This window comes from Methylobacterium tardum (genome assembly GCF_023546765.1).
Taxonomy (GTDB): domain Bacteria; phylum Pseudomonadota; class Alphaproteobacteria; order Rhizobiales; family Beijerinckiaceae; genus Methylobacterium; species Methylobacterium tardum.
In genome coordinates, this window is the sequence record NZ_CP097484.1 from 6207848 (window position 1) to 6225078 (window position 17231).

Consider the following 17231-nt stretch of genomic DNA (forward strand, 5'->3'; position numbering starts at 1 on the left):
CCGGGGCTGAACACCTGCCGCGGGAGCTTCCCAGGACGGTTCAGCCCTCAGAGCGTCCGGAACATCACCAGGGCGTCGACAAACCCGAGGCTCGGATGCGCGAAGGCGCCCGGGAGCCGGCCGACGATCGCGAAGCCGAGGCTCTCCCAGAGCCGCACCGCCCGGATGTTGGTGGTCACCACGAAGTTGAACTGCATCGCCGCGAAGCCCTGCGCCCGCGCCCGGTCGAGGGCGTGCGCGCCCATGGCGCGGGCCACTCCGCGTCCCGTCGCGGCCGCATCGGTCATGAAGCCGCAATTGGCGACATGGGCGCCCCCGCCCGCCTGGTTGGCGCGCAGGTAGTAGGTGCCGAGCACTGCCCCGTCCGCCTCGGCCACGAAAGTCTCGCGGTCCGCGCCGGTCCAATAGGCGAGGGCGTCGGCCTCGCTCAGGTCGCGGTCGAGCGCGTAGGTCTCCCCCGCGCGGATGGTCGGCAGGATGATGCGGGCGATCGCCGCGTGATCGGACGCGCGCGCCGGTCTGATCGCCGGCTCACCCGAACTGCTCCCGGAGTATGCGCTCGTCGAGGCTGTGGCCGGGATCGTGGAGGAGCACCAGCTCGGTGGTCCGGTCGAGGGAGGTTTCCACCGTGCAGACCCGACGGAACTCGATATGGTCCGCCACTGCCGCCACCGGCCGGTGGGGCGCATCAAGGACGTCGATCCGGATCCGGGCGTAGTCCGGCAGGAGCGCGCCGCGCCAGCGCCGGGGCCGGAAGGCCGAGATCGGGGTGAGCGCCAGCAGCTTCGCGTCCAGCGGCAGGATCGGGCCTCCGACCGACAGGTTGTAGGCGGTGGAGCCGGCCGCCGTGGCGACCAGCACGCCGTCGGCGATCAGCAGATCCAGGCGCACATTGCCGTCGACGGCGATCTTGAGCTTGGCCGTCTGGTGGGTCTGGCGCAGCAGGTAGACCTCGTTGATCGCCCGCGCCCGGTGCGAACGTCCCTCGGTGTCGAGCACGTCCATCACCAGCGGATGGATGACGCTGCGCTGTGACGCCTCCAGGTGTTCCAGGAGATCGTCGTCCCGGAACTCGTTCATCAGGAAGCCGACCGTCCCGCGGTTCATCCCGTAGATCGGCTTCGGATTGTCCATGAACCGGTGCAGAACCTGGAGCATCAGCCCGTCGCCGCCGAGGGCGACGACGACGTCGGCTTCCTCGGGCGGGACGTGGTCGTAGCGCCGCATCAGGGCGGCGGCCGCCTCGCGGGCATGGCCGGTCGGGCTCGCCACGAAGGCGATCTTCTTGAAATGCGGCATGGCTCAGGCGCAGCCGGTCGGGTGGATCGGGGTCGCGTCGGGTGTCACGTCACGGCTCCAGTCTCATGAGCGAACCGCCCGGTTGACGTTCATACCCTGCAGGCGCCTCACTCTCCGGACGCACGCACATCCGGAGGCATAGCATGGAGCGTCCGCTCCTCGTCTACACCACCTTTCCCGACGCCGCCTCGGCGCTCGGCATCGGCGAGGCCCTGGTCCGCGAGCGCCTGATCGCCTGCATCAACGTCCTGCCCGGCATGCGCTCGGTCTACAGCTGGAAGGGCGCGGTGGAGCACGGCGAGGAGGTCGCGGCCATCCTGAAGAGCCGCACGGGTCTCGCCGATGCCCTGTCGGTCGCCCTCAAGGCCCGTCACCCTTACGACACACCGATCATCCTGCACCTGCCGGTTGCCGGCGCGGATGCCGATACGGCGGCCTGGATCCTGGCGGAGACCGGTCTCGGCGGCGCCGTCTCGGCGGCCGATCGGGGCGCCTGATCGACGAGCCCGAGACGCGGCACGCCGGCGTTCCGGGCGATGACGGCGCCCGGGGCGATCACCGCGTCGGCGCCGATCCGGGCACCATGCCCGGAAGCTTCGGAGGCTGGACTATGATACGCGCCAAGGATGCAGGTCGCGCGGCCGCGCTTATGCTGGCTTCGCTGGCGTGCGGTGCGGGTGCGCGGGCCGATGGCACGGCCGGTGAGCCCCCGATGACCATCGCGCCGACGCCCTCCGGCCCGGCCGGCCTCGCCTCGGCCGATCCGCCGGCCCTTCGCTACGGCGTCCTCTACGCGGACGAGAGGGGGCAGAGTCACGTCCAGTACTGCGACCTGAAGGACTTCGTCTTCAAGAGCTACGCGCCGCCGGCGGCGCCGCAATTCGTCGGCGTCCCGCCGGGTGACGTCAGGTCGATCAGCTACGCGGTGCCGCCCGTCGGCTATGTCGGCGCGTGGCACGCGGCGCCCGGCCCGCAATGGGTCGTCACCCTGTCGGGGCGCTGGTCGGTCGAGGCGACGGACGGCACCGTGCTGGAGCAGGGGCCGGGCGAGGTGCAGTTCAACGCCGATATGGGGTCGACGCCGCAGGGGCCGGAGAAGCATGTCGGGCACCTGACTCGGCAGGTCGGCGATGTGCCGAACGTGCAGCTCATCGTCTCCCTGAAGAAGCAAGAGGGAGCGCCCCCTTCAACCGAGCCGTGTCAGCCGGCATCGCGGTGAGGACCAGGTTCCGGCGGAACGGATCTCAGGCCCCGCTCACCGGATAGCTGCGGCCCTTCCAGGTGGCGGCGCCGGCCCGCTCGCGGCGCAGGAGCACGTTCCACTGGATCGCCAGCGCCACCAGGACGGTGGCCGGATGCAGCGGGATCGTCGCCAGCGGCGCCCGCGTCGCCAGGGTGATGGCCGCCCGCGTGGCGATGGACAGGGCCCAGGCCGAAGCGGCCGGCAGCAGGGCGGTCGCGGGGATCAGGCCGAGGAGACCGAGCAGGACGAGGAGCGGCGGCAGGACCTGCCCGCAGCCGAGCAGCAGGGTCCAGACCGGCAGGGCGCGGGGCGTGGCCATGCCTTCATGAGCGTTCTTGGAGAATCCCGCCCAGGCCTGCGCGAAGCCCTGGTACATCCGGCAGGTGGCGAGGCTCGCGGCCGCCGCGAGGTCGGTGCGGTATCCCGCCGTGCGGAACAGCCGGGGCAGGCGCACGCCGTCGTGCAGGGAGGTCCGGATCGCGCTGTGCCCGCCGGTGGCGACATAGGCCGCGCGGTCGGCCAGGATCAGCTGGCCGCAGGCCGCCCCGAGCGACGGGTCGGGCAGGCGGCGCATCAGCGGCACCGGCAGGTAGCCCAGGAGCAGGAAGTCGATCATCGGGACGGTCAGCATCTCGCCGAGCGTCTCCGTGCGCTGGCGCGGCACCCCGCTGACGAGCGCCGCGCCGGTCCGGCGGGCCTGCGCGGCGAGGCACGCCGCAGCCTCGGGCGCGAGGCGCACATCGGCGTCAATGAACAGGAGCTGGCGGCTGCGGGCGAGACCGGCCATGTGGCTGCAGGCGTGGTTCTTGCCGGTCCAGCCCTCGGGCAGTGCCGGCACGGCGACGAGGCGCAGGCGCGGATCGCCGATGGCGTGCACGATCGCGGCGGTCGCATCCGTGGAATGATCGTCTCCGACGATTACCTCCACCGGCACCGTCGTGCTGGCCAGGGCCGCCCGCACGGTGCCCTCGATGTTGCCGGCCTCGTTGCGGGCCGGGATCAGGATCGAGACCGGGCCGGGATCGGCCTCCGGGACCGGCCGGCGCAGGACCGCGAGGTTCACCGCCGCCAGTACGGCGGGCAGGAGGGCCGCGGCCGGCAAATCAGGGCCAGGGCCGTGAGGATCGAATCGGTCATCGTCCGTGCCGGGGTAGGAGGCGGCGATCCCCCGGCATCGCATGCGGGCCCGACGGGACGGAAGGGGTCATGGCGCGCGATCGTTGCCGTTCACGGCCCGGTGCGCCGGGTCGAAGCGCCGCCCGCTGAGCCGGGCCGCCACGCGCCGCCAGAGATCGTAGATCCCGCCGACGCCCTTCCGGCCCGACACCAGGGCGCGGAAGCGGGCCGGGTCGCGGCTGATCACGTCGGCGCTGAGCCGGTCGAGGGTCGCGGTCAGGTCGGCCTCCAGCCGGGCGAGCCGCTCCGCCCGGGGCAGGGCGGCGAGGTCGGATCCTCGGATCCCGGTCCCGAACGCCGCGAAGGCCTCGGCGCCGCGCTCGTCCCAGAAGGCGTATTCGAGCGCGAGCGGCACGAACAGGGCGTCGGGGGCGAACTCGGCCAGCCGTGCCACTCCAGGGCGCAGCGACAGTGGCCGGGCGCGGGCATCAGCGAAGCGGCCCTGCGCGGTGATCCACATCATGCCGTCCGGCCCTGCCAGGATCGCGCGGGCGGCGGCCAGGAACTGCGCGGCCCCGCGGGGTGTGCCGAGGTCAACCCCGAAGGCGCCGATCCGCTCGAAGATGCGGTAGCGGGCCAGCATCGCGGCGTCGAAGGGCGCCCGGCTCGCCCGCTCCGGGTAGAGCCGGCCGGCCAGCACGATGATCAGGGCGGCATCCCACCACGCGGGGTGGTTGCAGTAGACGACGATCGGGCCGCGATGGTCCCCGGCCGGCGGCGTGCTCCAGAGCGGCAGGCGCAAGGCGTCGAGATGGCGGTGCAGGTAGCGCTCGAACCACGCCACCATGAAGTTCCGGATCGGCAGCGAAACCCGCGGAAGCGGCACGCCGCGGGTTCCGCGCTCTCTCCCCCGAACGGTGGGAGGGGACGGCGGCGTGGGCCTCACGCCGTTTCGCGCAAGGCGCCGCGCGCATCCTGGTCGTGCGCGTCGGCGGCGATCCAGCCCGACATCATCACCATCGGCATCCCGGGCCCCGGATGGGCGGCGCCGCCGGCGAGGTAGAGGCCGCGCACCTGCCGCGAGCGGTTGCCGGGCTTGAACGCCCCCATCACCCGCCCGTGGGAGGCGAGGCCGTAGATCGCACCGTTGAGGACTTTGTAGCGCTCGTGGATGTCCTGCGGCGTCAGGTGGCGCTCAACCACGATCCGCTCCTCGAGATCCGGCATGCCGGCGGTGCGCTTGAGCTTGTCGAGGATCGTCCGGCGGTAGTTCTGGAACAGCGGCCCGTCCGGGCGCCAGTCGTGGTGCGGCCGGAGATAGGGCGTGTGCACCAGGACGTAGAGCGCCTCGCCGCCCTCGGGCGCCACGCTCGGATCGGTGGAGGAGGGGGCCGCCAGATAGGCGGTGGGGTCCGGGGCCGGCTCGCCCTTGTTGTAGATGTAGTCGAACTCCTCCTCCGGATCGCGGGAGAAGACGAAGTCGTGGTGGTTCAGGTGCTCGTAGCGCTTGTTCAGGCCGAGATAGAGCACCACGCCCGAGCAGGCCGGCTCGGGGTTTTTCTTGGCGTAGGCCTTGGCCGCCTCGCCGCCGACGAGCTCCCGGTAGGTGCGCACCGAATCCATGTTGGAGATCACCGCGTCGAACGGCGTGACGCCCTCGGCGGTGCGCACCCCGCGGACCGCGCCGTTGGCGGTCTCGATCCCGGTCACCTCGGTGTCGGTCTTGCAGGTGGCGCCGAGTTCCTGGGCGAGCTTCGCCAAGCCCTCGGCGACGGCGCGGGTGCCGCCCATCGGGTACCAGACGCCGTCAGCCGTCTGCATGTGGGCGATCGCGCAGAGCACCGCCGGTGCCCCGTAGGGCGAGGAGCCGACATACTGCACGAAGTGGTCGAGCATCTGCGCGAGGCGCGCATCCTTGACCTTGCCGCGGATCGCCGAGGCCACGGAGGCGTGCATCCGCAGGGACAGCACGTCGCGCAGCGTGCCGGGATTCATGTTGGCGCGGATGTTGATCGTGTCGAACAGATCCTCCACCGGCTTCCAGAAGAAGAATCGTTCTGAAACCCCGTGCAGGTGCTCGGAGATGGAGATGAATTTCTTGTAGCCCTCGCCGGTGCCGGGGGCGAAGCGCTCCATGTCGCCGGCCATCCGCTCGATATCCTGCATCAGGTCGATGTGGGTGCCGTCGCCGAAGAAGCAGCGCCATTGCGGGTCGAGGCGGCGCAGGTCCATGTAGTCGTGGACCGAGCGTCCGGCCTCCGCGAAGATCCGCTCCAGCACCCGGGGCACGGTCAGGATGGTCGGGCCCATGTCGAAGCGGAAGCCGCCCTCGTGCAGCACCGCCGCCTTGCCGCCGAGCCAGCCGTTCTTGTCGTAGACCGTCACGCGGTGGCCCCGCGCGGCGGCGACGCAGGCGGCCGCCGGCCGCCGAGCCCGCTGCCGATGACGGCGACCGTAGAATCCTGGCTCATCCTGCTGGGTCGCTCCCCGGGCCGAACTGGACATGGCCCGCAGGAGCGAAGCTAGACCTGGGGCCCGACGGGTCAACGCGCCACCCGGTCGCGGTGCCTGTCGCTCAGGCCTCGCCTGTGGACAGGCGGTTCAGGAAGTTGCCGATCTCCCGCCGCCGCAGATCCGCCTCGAGCACCTCCGGGCCGATGCCGTGGCGCCAGGCGAGGCGGCGCGCCGCCTCATGGTCGCTGCCCTGCAAGGCGGCGATCTCGTCGGCATAGGCCGCCACCGCCTGCGGAGACTCGGCAAGGCCCGCCTCCACGATGCCCGTGTCGCACAGCCGCAGCATCGCGGCGAGTTCGCCGAGGTCGAGTTCGGGATGGTACTGCGTGCCCCAGAACCAGCCGCTCCCCTGCCGGATCTCGATGGCCTGGATGCCGAGCATGCGGTTGCCGGCGAGCACCCGGGCACCCGGCGGCGGCTCCAGGACCGCGTCCGAGTGGATCGCGGGCGCGTCCCAGGTCGCCGGCCGTCCGGCCAGGAGGGGATGGGTCCGGCCCTCTTCGGTCGGGGTGATCGCCCGGGCGAAGCCATATTCGGGTCCGCGCGGGTTCGCGGCGGCGTGGCCGCCCGCCACCGTGGCGGCGACCTGCACGCCCCAGCACGAGCCGAACACGGCGAGCCCGGCCTCGAAGGCGGCACGCATCAGCGCGAGTTGCCGGGTCACCGCAGGCGTGCCCTCGGAGACCTTGAGCGTCGATCCGGTGAAGATCAGCCCATCGAAATCCGACAGACCCGCCGGCACGGTGGCGTCGGCATCGGCGGGGTTGATGTGCCGGCAGGCGGATTCCGGCGCGAGATCCTGCACCACCGCGGCGTAGGATTCGGCCGAGGTTCGGCCCGTGGCCGCGACGTGGCGGTCGCGGGCGGCGCGGTCGTTGCCGTCGGCGATGAGCAGGCGGAGCATGCGGGATTCCGGTGAGCGGGGCAGTGACGGATCAACGCCGCTATGGCGGTGCGCGGCCTGGTGCAGGAACGGCGCGGATCGTCGCGGGAGCTCGGTGCCGCATGGTGAAGAACGGGATGGTGGATCCGCCCTGCGCCGATGCGCGATCCCCGTTCGGCCTCATAAGCCGCGAGGCCGATCGTGCCCCTCAAATGGATGATGTGCGGCGGGCGGCCGTGGCGGTATCGATGCGCCGTCAAACTCCGAGACACGGTCGGCGCGGAGGACATGATGCCAGATCTCGCTGAGCTGGAGCATTATTGCGTGGAGGCCCGGGAGATCCTGGCCCGCGCTGAAGCGACCCTCGATCGTCTGGGACGGAATGGAGCCTGCGAGGGCCATCTCATGATGGCGAAGCAGGGGCTCACGGCGCTCCGGCATCTCAGCCGGATCATCGACCGTCATCGCACTCGTCTGACGTTCGAGGCGCTGCCCAACGCGGTGAGCCCGCCGGCCCCCCAGAAGTGGACGTGGCGGCCTCTCCTGCGCCAGCGTCCGGCCGATGAGGGCTGGTTCGCGCGGACGAGGGCCTAGCGCGGGAATGGCGCCGCCGGGTCTGGGCACTCCGCGATCGATCACCCTGCGGCACAAACCGTAAATTCTACGCGGAGAGGAGGCTCGGTCGGCGAGGCGACGGCATGTTGAGAGCCCTGCTGATATGGCCGGTTCTGCTGGTTCTGGGGACGGCGATCCCTGCCTTCGCGAAGAGATCGCCCCGCCGGTCCATCAGGCCGCGGAGATCGAGACTCTCGTCAACAGGGCGGCTGAGGTGCTGGAAGAGCAGGGCGCCCGGGCGTTCGGCGCGTTCAGGCGGAAGGGCGGCGGCTGGCGCTACGGCGACGTCTATCTGTTCGTCTTCGATCTGCGCGGGATCGTCCTGTTCAACGCCGCCCGCCCGGACCGGGAAGGACGCGATCTGCTCTACGAGCGCGATGCCGACGGGAAGCAGTTCCACCGGGACCTCGCCGAGGTCGTCAGAACATCTGGTTCCGGCTGGGTCGATTACATGTTCCCGAAGCCCGGCCGGCCGCACCGAGCGTGAAATGGAGCTACGTCTGCGCGACGCATGTCGATGGGGTGGAGGCGCTCATCGGAGCCGGCGTCTATGTCGATTAGCGCCGGCTCGGACCGGTCACGGCCCTACGCCGTCCGACGCGATGCCAGCGCGAGCGCGAGGCCGAGCCCGCACAGTGTCAGCGCACCCAGCACGGCGAGCGCCGGGGCCGCGGCGGCGAACCCCTCGCCCAGCGCGCTCTGATAGGCCTCGATCGCCCAGGCGTTGGGCGTCAGCCAGCCCGCCTGCTGCAGCCAGGGCGGCATCAGGAACCGGGGCACCATCGAGCCGCCGACCGCGGAGAGCAGCAACACCCCGAAGGTCGAGGCGAGGTGCGCCTGCTGCCGCGAGGCCGCGAGCGCACAGGCCGCGAGCGCAAGGCCGGCCGCCATGGCGGAGACGAGCAGGCAGGCGGTCAGGAAGGCCGGCCAGTGGGGTCCGATCTCGACGCCGTAGAGCAGAGCGGCGGCCAGGAAGATCAGGCCGGCCTGGACGAGACCTTGGAGCGTCAGGAAGCCGAACTTCCCGAGCACCACCACCGGCAGGCCGCCGGGGCCGGCCATCAGCCGCTCGGTGAGCCCGGTCTCGCGCTCCTCGACCAGCGACATCGCGCCCTGCATGGCGGCAAAGAGCAGGAACACCGCGGTGATCGCGCCCGCGTAATAGCTGATGCGGGCATTGGCGGTGCCGGCGGCCGTGCTGCGCCGCTCGACCAGGGATGCGAAGCTGAACGGCTCCTTCCTGGCGCGCTGCTCGGCGAAGGCGTCCTCCAAGAAGCGGCGCTCGTCGGGACCGATCTTGCCGGTGCGCTCCACGTCGGCGACGATCCGGGACAGCACCACGTCGGGCAGGGCCTCGTTCAGCACCCGCTGCAGCTGGCCGAGGGCGATCGGGGTCGCGAGCGCCTTGGCGGGGTTCTCGACGAGCACGACCGGCTGGTCGGCCGGCCCGGGCGCGTCGCCCGCCGGGGTGGCGATCAGGTCGCCGCGAAGGGCCAGCGCCACGTCGACCTCGCCCGAGCGGACGACCTGGGCCACGGCGTCGAGGTCCGTCGCCGGCAGGCGGGTCACCCGCAGAGAGGGGTCGGCGGCCAGCGCGTCCACCAAGCGCTGTGTCGCCGCCGTGTGGGCGAAGTCGGCCATCCCGAGATGGATGCGGATCCGGTCGCCTGTCGCCCCGGAGAAGATCGCCGCGAAAATCGAGAAGATCACGGTCGGCAACACGAAGGCCATGACCAAGGCCGCGCGGTCGCGCAGGAGGCTGAGTGCCATCACGCGGAACGCCGCGCCGATCACCCGGCCGCTCCCGCCCGCAGGGGTGTCGATGCCCGTGCCCCATCGTGGTCGGCGATGCCGCGGGGCCGAAGCGCGTCGAGATAGAGCGCCTCCAGCCGCGGCGCGCGGACCCGCACTTCGGCCACCGGCACGCCCTGGGCCCGCAAGCGCCCGAGCAGGGCCGCGCCGTCGAGTCCGCCGCGCTCCACCGAGCGCCAGAGCACGCCGCCGGGCTCGGTGGGGGCGAAGCCGGCACGGCGCAGCACCGCCTCGGCCGAATCATCCGCTGGGACCGTCAGGCCCAATTCCCGTTCCGGCGCGCCCGTGCGCAGCTGCGCCAGCAGATCGGCGAGCCGCCCGGCCCGCACGATCCGTCCCTGCGCCAGGAAGGCGACCTGCGAGGCGAGGCGCTCCGCTTCTCCGAAATCATGGGTCGCGATCAGGATCGCGGTGCCGGCCGCCTTGAGTCGATCGAGCACCGCGTGGATCGCGGCCCGCGCGGCGAGGTCGACGCCGCTCGTCGGCTCGCCGAGGAGGACCAGCCGGGGCCGGTTCATCAGGCTCGCCGCGATGTTGACCCGCCGCCGGTAGCCGCCGGACAGGATGCCGACCGGCCGACGCGCGACATCGGCGAGATCGGCCATGTCCAGGGCCGCCTCGACGGCGGCCTTCCGGTCGCGCCGGTGCACGCCCGCGAGCTGGCCGAAGATTCCGAGATTCTCCGACACGGTCAGCTTCGGGTAGAGGGCGATCTCCTGCGGCACCCAGCCGATGGCGCGACGGGCATCGCCCTCTCGGAACGGGTCCGCGCCCGCCACGCGGACGGAGCCCGCATCGGGCCTCAGGCGGCCCGCCACGAGGCGCATCAACGACGACTTGCCGGCCCCGTTCGGCCCGAGCAAGGCCAGGGTCTCGCCGGTTTCAAGGTCGAGGTCGACCCGCTCCAGCACCCGGCGTCCGCGCAGGTCGAGGCCGACGCCCTCGATCCGGACGAGGGGCTCGCCCATCGTGTCACCGCCGCGGCAGGGCGCGGGCGAGACGCACCCGCAGGGCCGTGCCCGGCTCGCGCAACGCGAAGGCGGCCTCGGCGAAGTCCGGCCGCGCCCGGCGGCTCACCGCACCGGAGAAGCCGTAGGGTTCCAGCGGCAATCCGAGCCCCGTACGGTCGAGCCGCCCGTCGCCGTTGGAATCCTGGTACGCGGCGACCGCGTATGTGCCCGGCGCGACGCCCTGGAAGGTGAACAGCGCGCGGGCTGCCGAGGCCGGCGCGTCGTCACCGCGGGCGCAGGATGCCTCCGAAAGGCCGCCCTGGCACAGGGCGACCCGCACCCTGCCGGCGCCCGGCTCGATCCCGTCCACCTCGACCTGGACGGTCGCGGCCGAAGCGGGCAGCGCCACGGCGCAGAGAGCCGCGATCAGGACGATCCGGGCGCCCAGCGCGCTCACGAGGCCTCGCCGGAGGTCGCCAGCGGTGCGGTCTCGGGGATGCCTGCCGTGGCGGCGGCGCGGGCGCCGGCCAGTTCCTCGATCAGCAGCCGCGCCGAGATCCGGGCGCCCTCGTAGATCACCGGCAGGCCGGAGCCCGGATGGGTGCCGCCGCCGACGATGTAGAGGCCCGGCCCGAAGCGGTTGTGCGGCCGAAAATACAGCATCTGCATCAGGTCGTGGGCGAGGTTGAAGGTGGCGCCCTCGTGGACGGCGAAATCCTCCTCCCACTGGGTCGGATCGATGATCCGCTCGTAGCGGATCCGGGACTCGATATCGCCGAGCCCCAGGAGCTTCAGCCGCTCCAGGATCAGGGCGCGGTAGGTTTCCCGTATCGCCGTCCAGTCGATCCCGGCCTTCAGGTTCGGCACCGGTACCAGCACATAGAGGGCCGTGTGGCCGGCGGGCGCCATGCCGCCATCCGTGTAGCCCGCGTGCTGCACGTACAGGGACGGCTGCATCGGCAGCGTGCCCTCGGTAATCTCGCGGATATTCTTCTCGTAGCCTTCGGCGAGGAGGATCGTGTGATGCCCGAGCGTGTCGGGCATTTTCCCCTCGATGCCGAGATAGAGCATGAAGGTCGAGCAGGAGAGGCGGGCCTTCTGGATCTTGGCGTCGCGCCAGCGCGGGCGGTGTCGCTCCGGCACCAGGGCGCGCATCACCTTGGCGAAGTCGCCGTTGATCAGCACCGCGTCGGCGTTGAAGGTCTCGCCGTCCGCCACCAGCCCGCTGGCGCGCTTGCCGTCGAACAGCACCCGCTCGACGTTGGTGTTGAGCCGCAGGTCGACGCCGATCCGCGTGGCCAGGCCCGCCATCGCCTCGGAAACCGCGCCGCAGCCGCCCACCGGGTGGTAGACCCCGTGCTCGTATTCGAGGAACGACAGGATCGTGAACAGGCTCGGGCACCGGAACGGCGACATGCCGAGGTATTTGGTCTGGAACGAGAAGGCGAGGCGCACCCGCGGGTCGGCGAAGTGGCGCTTGAGGTCGCGGTCGACGCTCCGGCCCGGATGCAGGTAGGGCAGGGCCGCCAGCATCGCCGGGCTCACCATGCTGCGCAGGGTGTGGAAGGCCTGCTCGAGCACCGGCTTGAAGTAGCGCAGCTTGGTGCGGTTCTCTTCGAAGAAGGCCTTGACGTTCTTGGCGTCGTCCGGCGCGAGGCCCGCGATCTCGTGCTCCAGCCGCTCGACGTCGCCGGTGGCGCGAATCGTGCCGGAGATCCCGTCCGGGCCCTCGAAGACGAGGTGATATTGCGGATCGAGCCGTTCGAGCTTGACGTGGTCCTCAAGCCGCTCGCCGCAGCTCGCGAAGATGTCGGCGAGGATCTGGGGATAGAGGAAGAAGGTCGGGCCGATGTCGAACCGGTAGCCGCCCGGCGCCTCCACGGTCTTGGTGCGGCCGCCGACCTGCGCGTCCTTCTCGAACACGGTGACGTGGATTCCGGCGCGGGCCAGGAGCAGGGCTGCGGCCAGTCCGCCCGGACCGGCTCCGACTACAGCCACCCGGCGTCCGGTCAACGCCCGCAACCCATCCCCAGACTGAAGCAACGCTGACGACTCCCCACCGAATCCCCGCACCCCTGCGGCCAAGCTAGCCTTGCATCCTCGCACGGCAATTGCAGCCGTTTGTCGCGCGCAGATTCACGGGAGCGGGCGTACCGTGCGGTCGTGAATGGGAGATCTGTGCCAGCGTGCCCGAAGTACCCCTTTTGCTCGACCGTCTCGGCGCGAGCATTTGGAGCGCGCCGGCCGAGGAGCCGGATCCGCCCCCTACGCGGGCAGGACGACGACCTTCGTCTTGACCGGCGTGCGGGCGTAGAGATGGATCATGTCCTGGCTGAGTAGGCCGACACAGCCGCTGGTGATGCCCGAGCCGATCGATTCGGCGTCGCTGCTCGCGTAGATCGTATAGAGCGTGTAGGCGCCGTTCTGGTAAAGGTGGAGGGTCCGGGCGCCGAGCGGGTTGTCGAGGCCCCCCGGCATGCCGCGGGCGTATTTCGCCGCCTCCGGCTGGCGCCGGATCATCTCCGCGGGCGGCGTCCAGGTCGCCCACTCGGACTTGCGGCCGACATAGGCGTCGCCGCTCCACAGGAACCCCTGGCGGCCGACATTGGCGCCGTAGCGGGTGGCGGCCCCGTCGCCCTCAACCCGGTAGACGTAGTAATTGGCCGGATCGACGATGATCGTGCCGGGCGCTTCCTTGGTCTGGTAGCTGACGGTGCGGCGATAGTATTTCGGATCGACTTTGCTGATATCGACCGCCGGGATCGGGAACTTCTCGCCCGGCATCGGTCCGTAGGTGTTGCGCGCCTCGGCGAGGAACAGGCTGTCGGAGGTCCCGCAGCCGCCGAGCCCGAGCGCGCCGATGCCGAGCGCTGAGCCGACCAGGAACGATCGGCGGCTGAGTTGCTCGGCGCCGCGCGGGAACCGCGCGTCCTCGTCCGCTGGGCCGGCACCGGCATTCGCAACGTTCAACAGCATGGTTCCGGACTTCCCATGTCCTGCGGCCCGAGGGTTCGTGCGCGCACGCATCCACCCGTCGGCCCTGAGGCGCAGCGTGAACGTGCCGGAACCCTGCGGACCGGCAAGCTCGGCCATTTCAGAATTGAGAGCGGGCCGAATGCGTCGAGAGTGTGACCAATACCGATCGACGGTCTCGGGAACGGTGCCGGAACCGTTCTTTAACCACGCCGGCCACAGGATCCGCATCTCCAAGGATGCGGGCCGATGCGCAAGACCGTTCGAGCAGCCCTGTGCGGGCTCGTCCTGCAAGCTGCCGCATCTCTGGGCGCCGGACCGGCGGTTGCCGGCGACTGCCAAGCTCAGGCCATCAATGTCCTGAAATCCGCGTCGTCCAACGGCTACGCCGTGTTCAGGACCGTCAAGGACAAGGCGTTCTTCCGCACGTGGCTTGATTGCGGCGATGCCAAGTACGGCTTGCCGACGGCCGTGCATGAATCGGTGCACGTGATCACCGCGGACGGCGACGCCTTTCCGCTCGTCGGCGGCGGGGCGGTCAAGCGGCCGGCCGAGGACGCGGCCCTGTTCGCGCCAGCCAGGATTTCGCGGCTATTCCGGTCCAGCCTGTTCGTGGACACGTATCTGCGCCCGAAAGGCGCGACTTCGGCGGTCGACTTCCGCTACCTGCTCGACGAACTCAACTCCTACACGCACGATCTCGACACTGCGGTTGCCCTCAACGATCGGCGTGATCCGGACGTCCAGCAGCACCATCGGGACGGGTTGGCGGCGCTGATGAGCTTCGTCGCGCTCTACATTGAGACGGCCGAGAACGACCCGTCCGCGTGGTCCGCGCTGAAGCGTCCCGGGACCACGGCCGCGGTCTCGACCCTGTGGGCACAGGCCGAGCGCACGATGGTCGCGTCCTGCCGGATCCCGGATTTCGGCGACGAGGACAAGGATTTCCTGGGCAAGCTGTGCGCGATGCGGACGCAAGCCGCGCTGGGGCGTTTCCTCGGTCGCGCCCCCATCTGCCCGAAGGCGTGCCTGAATACGGGACCGAAAACGGCCAGCCGCGATTGAGCGGCCGGCCGGGAACGGCGGCGCGAGGCCACCGGACAGGCTGGGCTCAGTTGCAGCCGCAGCCGTGATAGTAGTTCTGCACGCTGTTGGTGTGGATGTACTGCGCCGGCAGCCGCTGCACGCTGTACACGTTGACGTTGCGGATCACCGGCACCGTATGATGATGAACGCGCGTGACGGTGTGGACGCGCACGATCGGGCGGACACGCGTGACGTTGTAGATGGGACGCGTCTTCTGAACGTAGTGCGTGCGCTGCACGTCCCGATACTGCGTCCGGTTCGAGACCTGATTCACGGTCCTGACGCGGTAGCCGGGCGTCACCGGGCCGCAGCGGTGGCAGCCGGCCCGCGCGTCGTCCGCAGTCCCGACGAAGGCCAGAGCCGCGATCAAAGCGGCGCCGGCGGTCGTGATGGTGCGCATCATCATTGAATTCCTTGCTCAAAACGACGTCAAATCCGCCGTAGCAAAGGCAAATCCGCCGACCAAGCCGAATCCAAAAATCTACGTATTGTTTTTGGGGAATTAAGTTGCCGGCCCCTCAAGACGGTGCACTGGATTGTCCTCGGCCTGTCTCCGACTGGAGGCTCGATCCAGAGTCTTTCTCGGCTCGGTGTCAATTTTTATCGGTAGATGAGCGGGGCGGTCGATCCGTCACGCGCGGTCGAGCCGTCCCTGGACGCGGGCGATGGCGTGCAGGGCGATGCCCGCCGCGGTGGCGACGTTGAGCGAGTCGAATCCGGCCGCCATCGGGATCCGGACCGGGCGCGCCCGGGCGAGCGTCGCCGCGTCGAGGCCCGGTCCCTCCGTGCCGAGGATCAGGAGCGCCCGCGCCGGCACGGCGCCGTCCTCGAGAGTCTCGGCGGCCCCCGGGCTGAGCGCCAAGGCTTGAAGCCCGAGGGCGTCCGCAACCTCAAGCCAATCCTGTCCTGCAGGCAGACGCGCGAAAGGCTGGATCAGCGCCGCGCCGGCCGAGACGCGGATGCTCTTGCGGTAGAGCGGATCGCAGCTGCCCGCGTCGAGGAGCACCGCGTCGGCCCCGAAGGCGGCAGCGTTGCGGAAGGCGGACCCGACATTGTCGTGGTTGGTCAGCCCCGAGAGGCCGAGGACGAGGGCCGGCGCCGGAGGCGGCGGCACGAGCGCGGCCGCGTCCAACTCCGCGCCCCGCACGCCGACCGCCAGCACCCCGCGGTGGATCGGGAAGCCCGTGACGGCACTCATCACGGCCTTGGCGGCGCAGTAAACCGGCGGCGGGTCCGGGCAGGCGGCGATGGCGTCGGCCAGTCCTGGCCAGCGCTCCGGCGCGAGCAGGACCGATTCCGCGCGGAAACGGCTGCGTTGTCCGAGGAGCAGGCGCAGGGTCACCTCGCCTTCGGCGATGAAGCGCCCGGCGCGGCCGACGAAGTCGCGCTCGCGCATCCGCGTGTAGGCGTCGAGGCGCGGGTCGTCCGGATCGGCGATCGTCTCCGGGACCGCCTCGGTCGCCCTCACCTCAGCCCTGCGCGCGCTCGGTCCGGCTCGCGAGCGGGTCGGCCTCGGCCTTGGTCGGCACCTTCACCAACGCCTCGCCGTCGAGGACGGTCTCGCCCGCCACCGCGCAGCGGCAGGCGAGCCGGGCACGCCGCCGCTCGGGCATCAGCTCGGCGACCGTGACGGTGACCTCGGCGACATCGCCGATGCGCACCGGCGCGCGGAAGTTCAGGGTCTGCGAGATGTAGACGGCGCCCGGTCCGGGCAGGCGCGTGCCGAGCACCGCCGAGATCAGCCCCGCCGTGTACAGGCCGTGGGCGATGCGCGTGCCGAAGGGCGTGCGCGCCGCGAAGTGCTCGGAGAGGTGGATCGGGTTGCGGTCGCCGGTGATCTCGGCAAAGCCCACCACGTCCGAGGAGGCGATGGTCTTCGACAAAGTCTCCGACAGCCCGACCTCGAGATCCTCGAAATAGAGCACGCGCAATTCGGGCAGCATGGCTCGGCAGACCTCCGGTTCCCGCCGGTCGCCCGTCTCGCGCGGCCGGCTCCCGCAACCGCCTCGCACGATCCCGGCGCCGAATCCACCCGGACAAAGGCGCAAGATCCCTGAACTTTCTTGAGCGGCGGGCGCAGATTTCTCAACAGGCCTCGACAGGCGGGCAGGCGTCGGCGAAGACGCGCGCCGTGATCGCCGATGATGCGCAGCGGGCCGAGCCGCCCTCCCTCCGTCCGGTCGTCGCCCGCGTGGCGGCGCTCAATCTCGGCTATTTCGGCATCGAGATCGCCGTGGCGCTCGCCATCGGCTCCGTAGCGCTGATCGCCGACAGCCTCGACTTCCTGGAGGATGCGGCGATCAACCTGCTGATCTTCGCGGGCCTGGGCTGGAGCGCGCGCAACCGCGCGCGGCTCGGCACCGCGATGGCGGGCATCCTGCTCCTGCCGGCGCTCGCCGCCGCCTGGGCGGCCTACGCGAAAGCCTCCGACTTCGTGGCCCCGGCGGCGCTGTCGCTGACCCTCACCGGCCTCGGTGCGCTGGCGGTGAACCTCGCCTGCGCGCTGATGCTCGCTCGGCACCGCACCGGCTCGGGCAGCCTGACCCGGGCAGCCTATCTCTCGGCCCGCAACGACGCCTTCGCCAACCTCGCGATCATCGCGGCCGGGCTGGTGACCGCCCTCCATCCTTCGCCCTGGCCGGATCTCGTCGCCGCGGCCGGGATCGCCATCCTCAACGCCGATTCCGCCGCCGACATTCTCCGGGCCGCCGCGGCCGAGCGCCGGGCCGCCGGATAACGA

The 17231-nt window shown here is 70.9% G+C and carries 19 protein-coding genes and 1 pseudogene; 6 read left to right on the top strand and 14 right to left on the bottom strand.

Annotated features, from left to right (window positions below):
- Window positions 1-47: 47 nt before the first annotated feature.
- Window positions 48-524: a GNAT family N-acetyltransferase gene (locus M6G65_RS29695; protein WP_250104313.1), complete on the bottom strand. Its 477-nt coding sequence runs from the start codon at window positions 522-524 to the stop codon at window positions 48-50.
- Window positions 525-531: 7 nt separating this feature from the next.
- Window positions 532-1299: an NAD kinase gene (locus M6G65_RS29700; protein ID WP_238194818.1), complete on the bottom strand. Its 768-nt coding sequence runs from the start codon at window positions 1297-1299 to the stop codon at window positions 532-534.
- A gap of 143 nt (window positions 1300-1442) precedes the next feature.
- On the opposite strand from M6G65_RS29700, the gene cutA reads away from it, so the two are divergent.
- Together cutA and M6G65_RS29710 are read left to right on the top strand one after the other, a co-directional pair.
- Entirely contained in the window at window positions 1443-1796 is a 354-nt protein-coding gene (gene cutA / locus M6G65_RS29705) for a divalent-cation tolerance protein CutA (protein ID WP_238194819.1), read from the top strand.
- A gap of 215 nt (window positions 1797-2011) precedes the next feature.
- Complete coding sequence (locus tag M6G65_RS29710) at window positions 2012-2518, top strand: cupin domain-containing protein (RefSeq protein ID WP_238194820.1); 507 nt, start codon at window positions 2012-2014, stop codon at window positions 2516-2518.
- A 25-nt stretch (window positions 2519-2543) separates the two neighbouring features.
- Here M6G65_RS29710 and M6G65_RS29715 read toward each other — a convergent pair whose 3' ends face one another.
- The 4 genes and pseudogenes from M6G65_RS29715 to M6G65_RS29730 form a co-directional block, all read right to left on the bottom strand.
- A complete protein-coding gene (locus M6G65_RS29715; protein ID WP_430929527.1) occupies window positions 2544-3644 on the bottom strand; it encodes a glycosyltransferase family 2 protein in 1101 nt (366 codons plus the stop codon).
- A 102-nt stretch (window positions 3645-3746) separates the two neighbouring features.
- Window positions 3747-4505, bottom strand: a complete 759-nt coding sequence (locus M6G65_RS29720; RefSeq protein WP_238194952.1) for a lysophospholipid acyltransferase family protein — start codon at window positions 4503-4505, stop codon at window positions 3747-3749.
- A 95-nt stretch (window positions 4506-4600) separates the two neighbouring features.
- A pseudogene (locus M6G65_RS29725) lies at window positions 4601-6129 on the bottom strand (phytoene desaturase family protein).
- 104 nt (window positions 6130-6233) lie between these two features.
- Complete coding sequence (locus M6G65_RS29730) at window positions 6234-7076, bottom strand: type 1 glutamine amidotransferase (RefSeq protein WP_250103222.1); 843 nt, start codon at window positions 7074-7076, stop codon at window positions 6234-6236.
- A 270-nt stretch (window positions 7077-7346) separates the two neighbouring features.
- Here M6G65_RS29730 and M6G65_RS29735 point away from each other — a divergent pair, with 270 nt between their 5' ends.
- Both M6G65_RS29735 and M6G65_RS29740 read left to right on the top strand, forming a co-directional pair.
- The gene (locus M6G65_RS29735) at window positions 7347-7649 is read left to right on the top strand and encodes a hypothetical protein (protein ID WP_238194824.1); all 303 of its coding nucleotides are present in this window, start codon (window positions 7347-7349) and stop codon (window positions 7647-7649) included.
- Window positions 7650-7773: 124 nt separating this feature from the next.
- Complete coding sequence (locus tag M6G65_RS29740) at window positions 7774-8157, top strand: cache domain-containing protein (protein WP_250103223.1); 384 nt, start codon at window positions 7774-7776, stop codon at window positions 8155-8157.
- 98 nt (window positions 8158-8255) lie between these two features.
- On the opposite strand, the gene M6G65_RS29745 is transcribed toward M6G65_RS29740, so the two are convergent.
- From M6G65_RS29745 to M6G65_RS29765, 5 genes are all read right to left on the bottom strand, one after another.
- Window positions 8256-9464: an ABC transporter permease gene (locus M6G65_RS29745; RefSeq protein ID WP_238194826.1), complete on the bottom strand. Its 1209-nt coding sequence runs from the start codon at window positions 9462-9464 to the stop codon at window positions 8256-8258.
- Window positions 9461-10450: an ABC transporter ATP-binding protein gene (locus M6G65_RS29750; RefSeq protein ID WP_250103224.1), complete on the bottom strand. Its 990-nt coding sequence runs from the start codon at window positions 10448-10450 to the stop codon at window positions 9461-9463. Before M6G65_RS29750 ends, M6G65_RS29745 begins: the two co-directional genes overlap by 4 nt.
- A gap of 4 nt (window positions 10451-10454) precedes the next feature.
- Entirely contained in the window at window positions 10455-10889 is a 435-nt protein-coding gene (locus M6G65_RS29755; protein WP_238194828.1) for a DUF2141 domain-containing protein, read from the bottom strand.
- Entirely contained in the window at window positions 10886-12475 is a 1590-nt protein-coding gene (gene crtI, locus M6G65_RS29760) for a phytoene desaturase family protein (RefSeq protein WP_238194829.1), read from the bottom strand. The genes M6G65_RS29755 and crtI overlap by 4 nt, the downstream gene beginning before the upstream one ends.
- 222 nt (window positions 12476-12697) lie before the next feature.
- Window positions 12698-13408: a L,D-transpeptidase gene (locus M6G65_RS29765; protein ID WP_238194830.1), complete on the bottom strand. Its 711-nt coding sequence runs from the start codon at window positions 13406-13408 to the stop codon at window positions 12698-12700.
- Between the two features lie 246 nt (window positions 13409-13654).
- On the opposite strand from M6G65_RS29765, the gene M6G65_RS29770 reads away from it, so the two are divergent.
- A complete protein-coding gene (locus M6G65_RS29770) occupies window positions 13655-14470 on the top strand; it encodes a hypothetical protein (protein ID WP_238194831.1) in 816 nt (271 codons plus the stop codon).
- Window positions 14471-14516: 46 nt separating this feature from the next.
- On the opposite strand, the gene M6G65_RS29775 is transcribed toward M6G65_RS29770, so the two are convergent.
- The 3 genes from M6G65_RS29775 to croR form a co-directional block, all read right to left on the bottom strand.
- On the bottom strand, window positions 14517-14897 hold the full coding sequence (locus tag M6G65_RS29775) for a hypothetical protein (RefSeq protein WP_238194832.1): 381 nt from the start codon (window positions 14895-14897) through the stop codon (window positions 14517-14519).
- 225 nt (window positions 14898-15122) lie between these two features.
- A complete protein-coding gene (locus tag M6G65_RS29780; RefSeq protein WP_238194953.1) occupies window positions 15123-15887 on the bottom strand; it encodes a TrmH family RNA methyltransferase in 765 nt (254 codons plus the stop codon).
- Window positions 15888-15960: 73 nt separating this feature from the next.
- Window positions 15961-16434: a 3-hydroxybutyryl-CoA dehydratase gene (gene croR / locus M6G65_RS29785; RefSeq protein WP_250103225.1), complete on the bottom strand. Its 474-nt coding sequence runs from the start codon at window positions 16432-16434 to the stop codon at window positions 15961-15963.
- Window positions 16435-16622: 188 nt separating this feature from the next.
- On the opposite strand from croR, the gene M6G65_RS29790 reads away from it, so the two are divergent.
- Window positions 16623-17228, top strand: a complete 606-nt coding sequence (locus M6G65_RS29790; protein ID WP_238194833.1) for a cation efflux transmembrane domain-containing protein — start codon at window positions 16623-16625, stop codon at window positions 17226-17228.
- Window positions 17229-17231 lie beyond the last annotated feature (3 nt).